A 13,817-nucleotide genomic window follows, 5' to 3' on the forward strand; every position below is an offset into this window, starting at 1 on the left:
CCTAAATTTCGTATTCTTTTGATAAGAATAATAAATTACCATTTTCTACATTCCTAAATTCCATAACATTAAAAACTTTTTTTATTATATATACACCTAACCCACCAGGTCTTATTTCTTCTAACTTTCTAGGTTTTACATTACTGGGATCAACCTTTGGACCAAAATCTCTTAAATATACCTCTAGAGTATTTGGTTCAATCCATTTTAACGTCATCTTTATTATTTTATCTTTTTCAAAATTATATGTATGTTCTATAACGTTAGCTATTGCTTCGTTAACGGCAAGTTCTGTGTCAAAAATATCTTGTTCATTTAAGTTTTTTTGAGATAAAAAGTTTTGTATAATGCTTCGGGCTATTTTTATGTTTTCACTTTTCGATAAAAATGTTAATGAAATAAAGTCCATTATAGACTCTCCTTTATTAACTTTATTTTTTGATTGTAATTTCCCAATCTGTTCCACCCTTCTTTTAGATTAAATTTTTTCATTACGTATGTATCTATATATAGAAGCTTAGGTCTTGTTAGTTTTAGAACCTCTTTTAAATTTTCAATAATTTCTTTGGGAGAGCTTTTAGTTATCTTAAAGGTTTCGGGAAATGGTTGTAGATACTCTAAACCCATTTCTTTAAGTTTTTCTTTTGCCTTTTCTTTAAGTTTTTTTATTTTTTCTTCATTTTCAATTTTTGAAAATATACATCCACAATAGTTTTGTCTGTATATTTTATTTTCTTTTATAAATCTTGCAGCAAGGTGAGATTCTATACCTTTTCTAAAATGTGTTTCAACGTATTTAACTTTTTCTTCTTCCCCTACTATTTTACCAATATTATTTATTTTTTCCAAAATTTTTTTTCTCGAACCTGTTAAAGTTGTGGCAAATGATGTAAAATTATGTTTTTTTGCTGTGTTTGCGGTGTTTAGCAATCTAAGATAAATGCATTTATCACACCGTGCCGAATTCTCCCCCAAATTTTCTAAACCCTTAACATATTGAAAAAATTCATCTGGATTGTATTTACTTTCTATCATTTTCAAATTCCAGAGTTTTGCTAATTTTTTTACTTCATTTAATCTTTTTATATATTCTCCTTTTGGATGTATGTTTGGGTTGTAAAAATATATATATTTAATTTTATCTTTTAGATGAAAGTATGCTGCAACAAGGTCAGGTGCGCAACATACATGTAAAAGCATTAGAACACCTTCTTTGAATCCAAAAGTAAAGTTACTGGTCCATCATTTTCAAGATTTACTTTCATATATGCACCAAACTCTCCTGTTTCAACTTTAATGTTATATTCTTTTCTTATTTTTTCAACAAAATATTCGTAAAGTTTTTTTGCTTTTTCAGGGGAAGCAGAATCAGAGTATGAAGGCCTTCTGCCTCTTCTACAGTCTCCGTAAAGCGTAAATTGTGAAACTATTAAAATATCGCCTTTAATATCTAAAAGTGATAGATTCATTTTTCCTTTATTATCATCAAAGATTCTAAGATTTAAGATTTTATTAACTAAGTATTCAGCATCACTTTCAGTGTCGTTTTTTCCAACACCAAGCAACACGAGCAATCCCTTTTTTATTTTTCCAATAATTTTTCCATTTACATCTACATTTGCACTATTTACCCTTTGAACGACTGCCCTCATTTTCTTTTCACCCTCAATATTCCAGCCTTTTTTTCCAACTCTTTTTTTATATTATGAATTTCACTTAATGATTTTACCACAATTGTTATATTTGCAAATACCGTATTCCAATTTTTTGATTCAGTGAGTTTGAAACTTGTAACGTTTATTTTGTTAGATATTAATAAATTCATTATTTCTGGAAGTCTATCATTTTTATCAAACTCAATTTCTAACATAGTTGTAAACCCATTTTCATCGTTTTTTGCCCATCTAGCTTGGAATATTCTATCTTCATCTATGTTTCTAATATTTTTACAATTTATTCTGTGAACAGTTATACCACGTCTACTTGAGACCCCTACAATTTCATCTCCTGGAACTGGCATACAACATTTTGCGATGTGAACATCTAAATTTGTTATTCCATCAATTACTACAACATTTTTTAAATTTGATGATTTTTTTCTTGATTTTTTTTCTTGTTTTTCTTGTTTTTTTTCAATAATCGAAAGAAGATCGGTAAAGGTGATACTTCCTTCACCGATTCTAGAATATAATTCTTCAATAGTTAAATTGTGACTTTTTAAAAAATTTTGAATTTTTTCAAGTTCAAAGAATTTTTCTATTGAAAGATTTAATCTTTTTGCGAGTTTTCTAATTACATCTTTTCCAGACTCAATTAATTTTTCTTTTTCTTTTTCTCTAAAAAACCTTCTTATTTTAGCTTTTGTCCTTGGGCTTTTTGCATGCTTTATCCAACTTAAGCTTGGTCCTTTACTTGCTTTGTTTACAAGTATTTCAACTACATCTCCGTTTTTTAGTTTATAATCTATTGGTACTATTTTTCCATTTACTTTTGCACCTGAAAAGTGATGGCCAATTTCCGTGTGAATTGCGTATGCAAAATCAATGACTGTGGAACCAATAGGCATATGTATTATTTCTCCTTTAGGTGTGAGAACAAATACTTCATCAAGTTGAAGTTCATTTTTTAATTCAGATAAATTTGTACTTCCCTGTAAAAGTTCCTTTCGCCAATCAAGTAGCTGTATTAACCACTTTTGCTTTAAATTAACGTTTTTTTCTTTATATATCCAATGAGCTATAAGTCCGTATTCGGCCTCATTGTGCATTTGTACATCTCTAATTTGAATTTCAAGTGGTTCACCGTATTGGGTTATTACAGTTGTGTGTATTGATTTGTATCCGTTAGATTTTGGAGCGGCTATATAATCTTTGAATCTTCCAGGAAGAGGTACCCATATTTGATGAACTACTCCAATAGCAGAATAACAGGAATTAACATCATTTACGATAGCACGTATGCCAATGAGGTCGTAAATTTCTTCAAATTTTTTCTTTTTTTCTTTCATTTTTTTCCAAATACTATAGTAATGCTTATACCTTCCTTCGACTTTTGCGGATATGTTATGTTCTTTTAGTGCAAGTCTTAGTTGATTAACATATTCATTTGTTCTTTCTTCTCTTTCTTTTTTCTTTTCTGCAACTAATTCTTTTATTTTGTAGTATTCTTTTGGATATAAAACTTTAAATGATAAGTCTTCAAGTTCCCATTTTATGATATGAATTCCAAGTTTATGAGCTATGGGTGCATAAACTTCGAGTGTTTCGAGGGCTTTGTACTTTCTTTTCTTGGGATCTTTTACAAAATGTATAGTTCGCATGTTGTGTAATCTATCTGCAAGTTTAACGAATATTACTCTAACGTCTTCAGCCATTGCGAATAACATTTTTTGAATAGTTTCACTTTTTTTCTTTTGTTCTATGTTCCCAACTGGGGCGTTTATTTTGCTTACTTTTGTTACACCGTCTACTATTAACGCGATTTCTTTTCCAAAATTTTTTTCAATGTCTTCCAATGTTACTTTTCCTTCGCTGTCTTCTACTACATCGTGAAGTATTCCGGTAATAATTGTTTCTAAATCTAAATTTAAAGATGCAAGAATCTTTGAAACTTCTAGTGGATGCGTAATAAATGGTTCACCTGATTTTCTGTAAAAACCTTCATGTGCAAATTCTGCAATTTTTATAGCTTTTTCCAGGAGCTTAATTTCTGATTCATTTAATTCTTTTTTTAGAATCGTTTCCAAGTTATTTATAAATTCTTCAATATTTATCATTGTAACCACTCCTTGCATTCTTGGAAATAATTTTAACACATTTTTGTAAGAATGTGTTATAACATATCAACGAAATATTTTTCTTTAATCATATCTTAAAAAAAGGGAGGGGTCAAGGTGAGAAGATTTTTGTTATTTTTACTAGCTGCTTCTTTGTTGTTGGTAGTTTTAAGCGGATGTATTGGTAACTTTTTTAAGACATATGATTACAAAGTAAAAACTAACATTGGTGAAGGTGAAGTTTTGCCACCAAAAAGTATTGTAAGTTTTGAGTTATTAAAAGATGGAAAACCAATTTCTTCTCTGATTAAGGTGTATAAAGATAGTCAACTAGATTATGAAGCAACAAAGCTAGCTCTAAAGCACGATTTTATTGCAGAAGATGAAGGAAAATATAAGGTTGAGGTCTATGATCAAGATAACGAATTAAGGAAAGTATTGAATTTTAGTGTTACTGCACTTGAAAGAGAGATTTATATTGACGGTGGGATAATCTATTATGATAAATTATCAGAGGAGATACTATCTCCAGCCACAACTTTGTGGTTAAGATTTTACAAGTATACTGAAAAAACTTTAGATGATGGTACAAAATCACCTGAAAGAGCAAGATTAAAGTTAGTAGATCCAGATAGTGATGGAATATATGATAGTTGGGAAGAATTACCAGCTGCTTCATCTACTGAGCAAGGATGGATTGTTATTCAAAATCCTTTGAATATGTACAATACAACTTGGGAAGTAAGTTACATAGAATACAGAGAAAATTCAATAAAGGTAGTTTACAGTGGAGTTTCAGGGGATTATAAAGGATATTCTTTGACTTCGACAATTTCGAAAGTTGGTTTTGAACTTAATAAACGATATGCAAGATATGTTATGAATAATGATGGTAGTAAGCATTTATATGGCCAATTTATGATTCATGAAAGGTATAATTCTGATAATAAACCAGAATTCAGAGTATCCGTGGATAAATCAAGTGCTAATCCAGGGCAAGAAGTAAAGGTTTTTGTGAATGCAGAACATGTTGCAGATTTTGCGAAACTTTACGATGTGAGATATATGCAATTTGCTTTAAAACATAGCACAATGCTTGTGCTAGATTCTGTGGAACTCCCAGAATTCATGGATGGATTAAAAGAAACAGGCACGTATTTAAACAATGATAATTCAGTTGTAATTTATAAGGGATATTTCGATGAAGAAGATGAAACAGCAAATGCAACATCAACAATTGCCATTTTAACTTTCAAACTTTCAGAAGATGCTACAGGAGCTCTTTCAGTTAATCTTGTGTATGAAGGTTGGTGGGATTCATATGGAAATTACCCAGATTTGCCAAATCCTATAATAAAGGATAAAAACAATTCAAATGTTGATGGGTTTGTATTTGATCATAATCCAGTAATAATCACCGTGGGAGGTGAAGAATAATGAGCAAAAGATTAATATCCATTTTTATAATAGTTTTGTTTGGTTTATTGTTATTTGCTAATTCCGTAGTTGAGCAAGCCATTCAATATGCAGAAAATGTAACACAAAAAATTAAACAATATGGATTTTTATGGTATGCAAGTCCAAATAAAGAATTTTTTGAAGAATTTGAAAAGTTCAATGTCACTTCTATTGATGAAATAATGAGAAAAATAAATGGAACAAGAGAGTTACCAGAAGAGGTTAAAAGCAAGATATTTAATTATTTGAATTTGTTGAGAAATAATAATGGGAAAATAGCTCCTGATAGTATGACAACAACCGATGATTTAATGATGGCTTCATTTATTTTGATAAAACCTGAAAATATTACTGATAAGACCTTTTATAGATTAGAACCAGTTAAAGACCAATATATGCATGGAAGTTGTTGGGCATTTTCTACTGCTGCAATGATGGAAAGTGCTTATGCTGTTCAAGTTTTAAATAAAGAAGAAGGTAATATTAATAATTTGGTGGATTTTTCTGAACGATGGGCAGCGTATCATAATATTGATTGGGATGTATATGTTAAATCAAAATACGAATATGTTCAAGATAAAAATTCGTTAGAAGGTGGAAATGTTTATTTCTCATCATACAATATGATTAGATATGGTATGGTAAAAGAAGAATCAGCACCATATGAAGATGTATATCTTGTATCTGATGAAGTTATTCCTCTACCACCACAAGCATATAGAGCACCAAGAATTAAGGCAAGTAAAACAGTAATGATTCCGGATGCGAAGAGTTCAAAGACTTTAGGTTATAGCTATGACGATTATATCAACATGATAAAAACAGCTTTAAAGAAGTTTGGTTCTTTATCAGTTGCATATACAGTTCCAAAAGACTTTGGTTCTTACAGTAAAGGTATCTATGTTCCAACAACTTCAGAAAACTCAGGAGGACATGCAGTTACACTTGTTGGATGGGTTGATGGAAAAGACTTAGATGATGTTGTTCTTGCTGAAAGGGTTGATCCATCAGCTTCGACTATTTTGGATGTGGAGTTACCTGATGGCTCCTACACGTACTATGATCCAACGGTAGATGCAACATTTACAACAAATTTGTTCTGGATAATAAAAAATTCATGGGGATATAGCTGGGGAGATGGAGGTTATTATGTAGTACCAGCAATTTCTAAAGAAGCATATGAGAATGGCAAAGTAGGTTGGTGGATGATAGAAAATAGAAATATGTATATATCTATTTTTGATTCTTTAGCAAAACATGAAGGTGATAGCCTTGATTGTAATAATGATGGTGTGGTAAATATTGATGATTTTAAATATTTAGTTTCAAAGATTGGAACAACAAATTCCGAAGAAATTTCAAAATTTGATATCTCTTTCCCTGAGGATGGAAAGGTTGATGGGAACGATGCTGCAACATGGGTTTATTTATATAACAAACTATATGGTAAAAAGTAAAGATAGTAGCTATTAGTAATGAAAAATCCCCAGGGGTTATCCCTGGGGATTGTTTTTTAATACTTTTTCAGGAGTTATTGGAAGACTGTTAATTCTCACACCTACAGCATTGTATATAGCATTTGCAATAGCTGCTGGTGGTGTGTCAATACCAATTTCACCTACCGATTTTGCTCCAAAGGGTCCCGTTGGTTCATAACTTTCAATGAATTTTACAATAATATTTCCTATATCTTTTCTAGAAGGAATCTTGTAATACATTAGGTTATTAGTTAGTAGTCTTCCACTTGGTGAATATTTTACATCTTCAAAAAGAGCCATTCCTATTCCTTGAACTATTCCACCTTCAATTTGAACTTTTGCAAGATTTGGATTTATTGTAACACCACAATCTACCACACCAATATAGTTTAAAAGCATAACTTTTCCCGTCTCAATATCCACTTCTACTTCTGCAAATCCAGCCATATATGGTGGAGGAGATTCTTCTCCTACGTATGAAGCGTCAGCTACAAGTTGTTTTTGATTTTCTGTATAAAATAGTAAAGTTGCAAGTTTCTTTAGAGAGATTTTTTTGTCTCCGTCTTTTTCAAATATATATTTTCCATCAAAATCCACGTTTTTTTCGTTTAGATTTAACTTTTTTGACCCTTCTTTTAAAATTAATTTTCTCATTTTTTCTGCTGCTTTTTTTACTGCATTTCCCGAAACATATGTTGTACTGGAGGCATATGCACCAGTATCAAATGGGGTTATATCTGTATCAGATGAATATACGATAATATCTTCTGTTTTTGTATTTAAAACTTCTGCTGCTATTTGTGCTAGTATGGTATCACTACCAGTACCGAGATCTGTTGCACCGACTAATAAGTTAAATGAACCGTCATCGTTAAGTTTTAGAACAGCGGCCCCCATATCTATGTTGGCAATTCCTGAACCTTGCATGGCAATTGCCATGCCTACTCCACGAAATTTTGTTTCAGAAATCTTTTTTCTTGGAAATTTCTTTTTCCAGTTAATTAATTTCATTCCTTCTTCGATACATTCATTTAATTTACAGCTTCTTACTATCATATCTACCCCTTCACGACCCTCACCCATTATTTTAAAGATAGGTGAGGTTTCTCCTTCTTTTATCATATTTTTCTTCCTAAATTCAATTGGATCCATGGCAAGTTTTTCCGCTAACATATCAATTGCAGATTCTAATGCAAAGTTCCCTTGAATTGCTCCATAACCTCTAAATGCACCTCCAGGTGCTTTGTTTGTATATACTACTTTTCCGGAAAATCTAACAGCATCTACTTTATTATATAGTGGTAGAGTTTTTGCACCTGCTACCATAAAGGTGGTGAGTGCGTGTTCACCGTATGCTCCTGTATCTGAAAGCCCTTTCATATCGATGACTTTTAACTTTCCATCATTTGATGCACCTAGTGTAATATCATATCTCATAGGATGTCTGCTATAAGTTGCTTCAAATACTTCTTTTCTTGAATAAACTATTTTAGCTGGTTTTCCTGTTTTTAAAGTTACAGCAGCAACAAGAGGTTCACCGTGAATTGCCTGTTTTCCGCCAAAACCTCCACCTATTCTTGGTTTGATTACCCTAATATCTTTTATGGGAATACTAAAAGCTTCTGCGATAATTCGCCTTACATGAAAAGGAACTTGGGTAGAAGATATTATAATTAATCTTCCATACATATCTATATAGGAAGTTGCTGTATGCGGTTCAAAAGCTACATGGGCCTGTGCTTGGGTGTAAAATCTTTCTTTAATTACAACATCACACTTTTTAAGTTCTTCTTCTACGTTTCCAATTTCCATTTCATACGAAGCTGCGATGTTTTTTTGTGCATCAAAACCTATTTCAAACATTGGATGTGTTTCTTTTTCAGGGTGGATTATTGAAGGGTGGTTTTCTGCTTTTTCAAAGTCCAAAACAGGTTCGAAAATTTCGTAATCAACTTCTATTTTTTTTAATGCCTCATCCACACACCTCTCATCTTTTCCGGCTATAATTGCAACTTCATCTCCTACATATCTAACGTATTTATCTAATATATACCAATCATGTGGAGAAGGTTCAGGATATCCTTGTCCAGCCCGTGTTATCGGAATTTTTGGAACATCTTTATAGGTTAAAATACATTCAATTCCTTCAATTTTTTCGGCTTTGGAGGTATCTATATTTTTAATTTCTGCAAATGCGTGGGGGCTTCTTAAAACTTTTACCACTAGCGCTTCTTTTGGCGATAAGTCATTTGTATATACTGGTTTTCCAAGTAAAAGTCCCAATGAATCTTTTTTTGGAATTTTTCTGGTGACCTCTTTCATTATTCCACCCCCAAAAATTTTTCAATGGCCCTATGTTGACTTACATATCCAGTACATCTGCAAAGATTTCCAATTAATTTTGATTTTATTTCGTCTTTATCTTTTACTCCCATATTTTTTAGATATATTGTATTTACTATTAAACCCGGACTACAAAATCCGCATTGATCAGCTCCCTCTTCGGCTAATAATTTTGCTAGTTCTTTTGCCTCTTTTAATCCTTCAACAGTTGTTATACTATGCCCATCTACTTTTGCGGCAAATATTGAGCATGATGGAACGGGTTTCCCATCTAAAAGAACAGTGCAGATACCACACATTCCCGTATCGCAGCCCCTTCTTACACTATAGTATCCCAACCTTCTAAGAACATCTAATAGTATTTCGTAAGGTTTAATATCAACCTCTTCTGTTTTTCCATTTATTTTTAATGTTATTTTCACTATAAAACCTCCTTTAAAGCTCTTTTTAATAATACTTTACAGACTTTTTTTCTGTAAACTTTTGTTGCCCTTATGTCATCTGAAAAATTCACGTTTTCCAATAACTTATCTATTTCTAAATTGCTAAAATATTCTAGTGGTTTTTTGATTAGTGTAGCTACTGATGGTCTTGAGCCAATTGCTATTTTAAGCGTGTTATTTGATTTTGATACTGCAACGTTTAAAATTGAAAAATCATATTCTGAGAACCTTATATTTTCGAAAGAGGTTTTTAAATTTTCTTTTTTTATTACTATCTTTTCAATTATGTCTTTTTTTATTGTTGTTTTTAAGAATTTTTCAAGGGATATTTTACCATTTTTAAATAGGTAGATTTCTGTATCAAGTACCAAAAGCCCTGTAATTAAGTCGGAAAAACCTAACTTTGGAAAAATCGTTCCACCAATTGTTATGATATTTCTCATTTGTAAATTTAAAATATCTTTAGTTATATTTTTTAAGAATCCGTTGTAAAAAGATGATAATATGGGATTTTCTTCAAATTTACTAAGGGTAACAGTTGATCCTATTTCAACTTCAGTTTCTGTTTCATTTACAAAATTTAGGTTTGCATCTATTAGGTCAATTGCAACATCAAAACTTTGATTTGAAAGTTTTAGAAAAGTAGCTCCACCTATTATTTTAGCGTTTTTAGATGTTAGTATTTCATAGGCTTCTTCTATGATTTTAGGCTTTGCATATTCTTTAAAGTAAATCATACACTCACCACCCTTTTAAATTATGAAAAGCTTTTATTGTAAGGTTGTGTACCAATTTTTTTCTCTCATCTTTTGTAGCCCTAATATCATCAATTGGAGTTGATAATTTTTCGAAAGTACTTGCAATGTATTTGAATGTTTCAAGAGATACTTTTTCACCTATTAATCTTTTTTCAAATTCTTTATTTCTAAGAATTGTTGGAGCTACAGAACCATAACAGACTGATATATCTTCAATTTTTCCATCCTTTTCCTTTAAAAGTAAAGCAATACTTGAAATGGAAATTACCATTGCATTTCTTCGCCCTATTTTTTCAAAGTAGAATTTATAGTTTTCCTTTATGTCTAACTCTATTCCATATATAAATTCGTTTTGAGAAAGGTTTATTTTTGAAGGTCCTAAAACAAAGTTTTCAATTGGTATTATTCGGTTTGAAGGTTTAATCAATACCTGACCATTTAAAAGATAACTTACAAGAAGAAAATCTCCGGCAGGTGAAGCGTTTGCAATATTTCCAATGGGTGTTCCCCTATTTCTTATCATGGGAGAACCTATAAGTTTTATAACCTGTTTTAAAAAGGTATTTTTTTGTTCTTTTTCAATGTAGGTTAATAATTCGGTGTAGGTTATATTCATTGGAATGAAAATTTTTCTATTATTGCACGTTATTTTTGTATTTATCTTTTTAGTATCTATAACAATTTCGGGATCAATAATTCCATACCTCATTTTTACAAAAAGATCTGTTCCACCTGAAAATAGTACGCCGTTAATATTGGATTTTAGATTTTCGAGTTCTTCTAAAGAGGTAGGTGAGAAATATTTTTTAATCATTTTTTTCACGTCCTTTTGCTGCAAGTTTTACTGCATCTAAGATTTTTATATAACCGGTACACCTACATAAATTCCCCTCAAGTGCTTCTTTTATTTCACTTTCGTTTGGTGAAGGATTATTATCAAGTAAAAATTTTGTGGAAATTATAAATCCAGGTGTGCAAAAACCGCATTGTATTGCACCTGCTTCAATAAATGCATTTTTTATATGATCTTCCACACCTTCGAGAGTTATTATATCTTTTCCATCTAACTCAACGGCAAGCATTAGACATGAATGTACCGTTTTTCCATTAACAATTATAGTACACGCTCCACATTCACCTTCCCCGCAACCTTCTTTTACTGATGTTATCTTTAAATCGTCACGAAGAAAGTCTATAGCTCTTTTGTGAACTTCTACTTCTCTTTCCATTTTATTTCCGTTGATTTTAAATTGAATTTTCATTTTATCACCTCAATGAAGTCTAAAATCTCTTTTAGATTTGGGTTGACTTTTTGAATGTTTAAATTATTCATTATAGGGCTAATGTCTTTTAATCCGTTTCCGGTAATAAATATAGCTACTGTATTTTCTTTAGAAAGTAATTTATATTCTAAGGCTTTTTTGAATCCCGCATAAGCAGCGGCACCTGCAGGTTCTGCAAATATTCCCGTTTTTTGCGCAAGTTCAAATATGGCGTTTTTAATTTCACTATCTGAAACTCTTAAAAATTTGCCCCTACTTTTTTCTACATATTTACATGCTTTAATGACATCTCTGGGTTTTCCTACAGAGATACTGTCAGCTATAGTATGGGGAATTATGTCAACAGGAGTGTATGGTTTTCCATTTTCGAAAGTTTTTACAATTGAATCTGCTCCTTCTGCTTGAACACCAATAATTTTTGGAATTTTGTTTATTATATTTAATTTGTAAAAATCATAAAATCCTTTGAAAATTCCACTTATTACAGTTCCATCACCAGCACTAACAAATACCACATCTGGAACTTTAAAATCAAATTGAACTACTAGTTCTAATGCACCGGTTTTTTTTCCTTCAAGTAAATAAGGATTAATTGCAGAATTTCTAGAATACCAATTTAGTTTTTCTCCTACTTTTATAGAAAATTCAAAAGCAGTATCATAATTTCCATCTATTTGAATTACTCTTGCCCCGTAAACTACCAATTGTGAAAGTTTTGCTGGAGGAATATTCGAAGGAACGAATATATACGTTTTAAGTTTTGTGGTAGAAGAAAGACCAGCTAGCGAACTTGCTGCATTCCCGGTAGAAGCGCAATAAATGGTATTATAACCATATTCGTATGCTTTTGCAATAGCGATGGTAGTTGCTCTATCTTTGTATGAGCCAGTTGGATTTGTTCCATCGTATTTAAAAATTACATTTTTGATTCCAAAGAAATTTTTAAAAGATAATACAGGAGTATTTCCAACTTTTTGTATAACTGGATAATTGGTAATAGGAAGTAGGTGTTTAAATTGTGAAATATCCCCACACTTATCAAAATGTGTTTTTTTAATATTTAGTTTTTCATAGTCGTATATTACCTCAAGTGTCCCATATCTTTGGCCACATTTATCACATGTGTATAATGATGGAGAAGGTTCAAATAATTTTCCGCAAGATATACATCTTAATTTATACATCTTTATCCTCCAATATTTTTTCTAAATTATACTTTTTTAATTTGAAAAATTGAAATATGTAAAATTTAAAGAAAAATTGAATTGTTAGTGTTTTTTTGAGTATAATAGTGTATAGTTTATGATATACTATATTTTGGAGGTGTGATAATGGATAGAAATGAAGCATTAAAACTTTTAAAAGAACACGTAAAAACTAAAAATTTAATAAAACACTGTATTGCTACTGAAGCATTAATGAGAAAATTTGCAAAATATTTTGGAGAGGATGAAGACAAGTGGGGAATTGCAGGACTTCTTCATGACCTTGATTATGAATACACAAAAGATAATCCTGAGTTGCACGGGTTGAAATCTGTAGAGATATTGGGAGATAAAGTTAGTGAAGATGTTAAAAATGCAATATTAGCCCATTGCGGAAAAAAGAAAAGGGAAACTTTGATGGAAAAAGTAATTTATGCAGCAGATCCCACAACAGGTTTTATTGTTGCCGCTGCGTTGATTAGACCTGAAAAAAAGTTAGAGCCTGTAGATGTAAGATTTTTGATGAAGAGATTTAAAGAAAAATCTTTTGCAAAAGGAGCTAATAGAGAGCAAATGAAAAGTTGTGAGGATTTTGGATTAACATTGGAAAAGTTTTATGAGATGTCATTGGATGCAATGAAAGAAATTTCAGAGGAGCTTGGTTTATGATTGCTAGGATGTTTTTTTGGATGTTTCCTTTTCTTTTACTACTTTTTGATATGGCTTTTTATGATATTTTTGTATTGTTTCCTGTGTTTTTCTTTTTGGAGGCTACAAGAGAATTTGATTTTGAAAAGGCAATAAGATATGTATTCTATTTAGGAGTATACACAATTGCAACCTTTAATTCTTTTAGAATAGAGAATATAATAGTCATTTTTTTGGTGATATTACTTGATTCTTTTAAAGAAAATTTTTTGAAAGTATGGGTACTTTCATTGTTGGAAAGCGTTGTTTTTTTTGGAATAAGAATTTTTGTTTACAAAGATTTAGTTCCAATTTATTCGATTTTGTTTGCGCTTCTTTTCAATTTTTATCTTTTACAAAAGAAGATAATAAAATATAGATAGGAGG

General features: G+C 31.0%; 14 protein-coding genes. 4 read left to right on the forward strand and 10 right to left on the reverse strand.

Annotation, left to right across the window (positions count from 1 at the left end; genetic code table 11):
• Position 1: 1 nt before the first annotated feature.
• The 4 genes from TMEL_RS06755 to TMEL_RS06770 are packed head-to-tail and all read right to left on the reverse strand — an operon-like array spanning position 2 to position 3,775.
• On the reverse strand, positions 2 to 409 hold the full coding sequence (locus tag TMEL_RS06755) for an ATP-binding protein (RefSeq protein WP_012057521.1): 408 nt from the start codon (positions 407 to 409) through the stop codon (positions 2 to 4).
• On the reverse strand, positions 409 to 1,200 hold the full coding sequence (locus tag TMEL_RS06760; RefSeq protein ID WP_012057522.1) for an epoxyqueuosine reductase QueH: 792 nt from the start codon (positions 1,198 to 1,200) through the stop codon (positions 409 to 411). Before TMEL_RS06760 ends, TMEL_RS06755 begins: the two co-directional genes overlap by 1 nt.
• The gene (dtd, locus tag TMEL_RS06765; protein WP_012057523.1) at positions 1,200 to 1,652 is read right to left on the reverse strand and encodes a D-aminoacyl-tRNA deacylase; all 453 of its coding nucleotides are present in this window, start codon (positions 1,650 to 1,652) and stop codon (positions 1,200 to 1,202) included. The genes TMEL_RS06760 and dtd overlap by 1 nt, the downstream gene beginning before the upstream one ends.
• A complete protein-coding gene (locus tag TMEL_RS06770) occupies positions 1,649 to 3,775 on the reverse strand; it encodes a RelA/SpoT family protein (RefSeq protein ID WP_012057524.1) in 2,127 nt (708 codons plus the stop codon). The genes dtd and TMEL_RS06770 overlap by 4 nt, the downstream gene beginning before the upstream one ends.
• A gap of 117 nt (positions 3,776 to 3,892) precedes the next feature.
• Here TMEL_RS06770 and TMEL_RS06775 point away from each other — a divergent pair, with 117 nt between their 5' ends.
• Together TMEL_RS06775 and TMEL_RS06780 are read left to right on the forward strand one after the other, a co-directional pair.
• Entirely contained in the window at positions 3,893 to 5,212 is a 1,320-nt protein-coding gene (locus tag TMEL_RS06775; protein WP_012057525.1) for a hypothetical protein, read from the forward strand.
• Positions 5,212 to 6,690, forward strand: a complete 1,479-nt coding sequence (locus TMEL_RS06780; RefSeq protein WP_012057526.1) for a C1 family peptidase — start codon at positions 5,212 to 5,214, stop codon at positions 6,688 to 6,690. Before TMEL_RS06775 ends, TMEL_RS06780 begins: the two co-directional genes overlap by 1 nt.
• A gap of 36 nt (positions 6,691 to 6,726) precedes the next feature.
• On the opposite strand, the gene TMEL_RS06785 is transcribed toward TMEL_RS06780, so the two are convergent.
• From TMEL_RS06785 to thrC, 6 genes are read right to left on the reverse strand one after another with little or no spacing between them, the layout of a single operon-like run.
• Positions 6,727 to 9,033 carry a xanthine dehydrogenase family protein molybdopterin-binding subunit gene (locus tag TMEL_RS06785; RefSeq protein ID WP_012057527.1) on the reverse strand — a complete coding sequence of 769 codons (2,307 nt, stop codon included), beginning with the start codon at positions 9,031 to 9,033 and terminating at the stop codon, positions 6,727 to 6,729.
• A complete protein-coding gene (locus TMEL_RS06790) occupies positions 9,033 to 9,476 on the reverse strand; it encodes a (2Fe-2S)-binding protein (RefSeq protein ID WP_012057528.1) in 444 nt (147 codons plus the stop codon). The genes TMEL_RS06785 and TMEL_RS06790 overlap by 1 nt, the downstream gene beginning before the upstream one ends.
• Entirely contained in the window at positions 9,476 to 10,234 is a 759-nt protein-coding gene (locus TMEL_RS06795; protein WP_012057529.1) for an FAD binding domain-containing protein, read from the reverse strand. The genes TMEL_RS06790 and TMEL_RS06795 overlap by 1 nt, the downstream gene beginning before the upstream one ends.
• Positions 10,235 to 10,238: 4 nt before the next feature.
• Positions 10,239 to 11,069 (reverse strand): FAD binding domain-containing protein, encoded by an 831-nt coding sequence (locus TMEL_RS06800; RefSeq protein ID WP_012057530.1) that lies wholly within the window; start codon positions 11,067 to 11,069, stop codon positions 10,239 to 10,241.
• Positions 11,062 to 11,517, reverse strand: a complete 456-nt coding sequence (locus tag TMEL_RS06805; RefSeq protein ID WP_012057531.1) for a (2Fe-2S)-binding protein — start codon at positions 11,515 to 11,517, stop codon at positions 11,062 to 11,064. Before TMEL_RS06805 ends, TMEL_RS06800 begins: the two co-directional genes overlap by 8 nt.
• Positions 11,514 to 12,722 (reverse strand): threonine synthase, encoded by a 1,209-nt coding sequence (thrC, locus tag TMEL_RS06810; protein WP_012057532.1) that lies wholly within the window; start codon positions 12,720 to 12,722, stop codon positions 11,514 to 11,516. The genes TMEL_RS06805 and thrC overlap by 4 nt, the downstream gene beginning before the upstream one ends.
• A 147-nt stretch (positions 12,723 to 12,869) precedes the next feature.
• Here thrC and TMEL_RS06815 point away from each other — a divergent pair, with 147 nt between their 5' ends.
• Together TMEL_RS06815 and TMEL_RS06820 are read left to right on the forward strand one after the other, a co-directional pair.
• Complete coding sequence (locus TMEL_RS06815) at positions 12,870 to 13,412, forward strand: HD domain-containing protein (RefSeq protein WP_012057533.1); 543 nt, start codon at positions 12,870 to 12,872, stop codon at positions 13,410 to 13,412.
• A complete protein-coding gene (locus TMEL_RS06820; RefSeq protein WP_012057534.1) occupies positions 13,409 to 13,813 on the forward strand; it encodes a hypothetical protein in 405 nt (134 codons plus the stop codon). The genes TMEL_RS06815 and TMEL_RS06820 overlap by 4 nt, the downstream gene beginning before the upstream one ends.
• Positions 13,814 to 13,817 lie beyond the last annotated feature (4 nt).

The organism is Thermosipho melanesiensis BI429 (genome assembly GCF_000016905.1).
GTDB classification, from domain to species: domain Bacteria; phylum Thermotogota; class Thermotogae; order Thermotogales; family Fervidobacteriaceae; genus Thermosipho; species Thermosipho melanesiensis.

Excerpts from the sequence above, each read along its gene's own strand:
- TMEL_RS06815 (WP_012057533.1), top strand. The coding sequence starts at position 12,870 with ATGGATAGAAATGAAGCATTAAAACTTTTAAAAGAACACGTAAAAACT.
- TMEL_RS06755 (WP_012057521.1), bottom strand. The coding sequence starts at position 409 with ATGGACTTTATTTCATTAACATTTTTATCGAAAAGTGAAAACATAAAA.
- TMEL_RS06780 (WP_012057526.1), top strand. The coding sequence starts at position 5,212 with ATGAGCAAAAGATTAATATCCATTTTTATAATAGTTTTGTTTGGTTTA.
- TMEL_RS06760 (WP_012057522.1), bottom strand. The coding sequence starts at position 1,200 with ATGCTTTTACATGTATGTTGCGCACCTGACCTTGTTGCAGCATACTTT.
- TMEL_RS06770 (WP_012057524.1), bottom strand. The coding sequence starts at position 3,775 with ATGATAAATATTGAAGAATTTATAAATAACTTGGAAACGATTCTAAAA.
- dtd (WP_012057523.1), bottom strand. The coding sequence starts at position 1,652 with ATGAGGGCAGTCGTTCAAAGGGTAAATAGTGCAAATGTAGATGTAAAT.
- TMEL_RS06785 (WP_012057527.1), bottom strand. The coding sequence starts at position 9,033 with ATGAAAGAGGTCACCAGAAAAATTCCAAAAAAAGATTCATTGGGACTT.
- TMEL_RS06820 (WP_012057534.1), top strand. The coding sequence starts at position 13,409 with ATGATTGCTAGGATGTTTTTTTGGATGTTTCCTTTTCTTTTACTACTT.
- TMEL_RS06795 (WP_012057529.1), bottom strand. The coding sequence starts at position 10,234 with ATGATTTACTTTAAAGAATATGCAAAGCCTAAAATCATAGAAGAAGCC.
- TMEL_RS06800 (WP_012057530.1), bottom strand. The coding sequence starts at position 11,069 with ATGATTAAAAAATATTTCTCACCTACCTCTTTAGAAGAACTCGAAAAT.
- thrC (WP_012057532.1), bottom strand. The coding sequence starts at position 12,722 with ATGTATAAATTAAGATGTATATCTTGCGGAAAATTATTTGAACCTTCT.
- TMEL_RS06805 (WP_012057531.1), bottom strand. The coding sequence starts at position 11,517 with ATGAAAATTCAATTTAAAATCAACGGAAATAAAATGGAAAGAGAAGTA.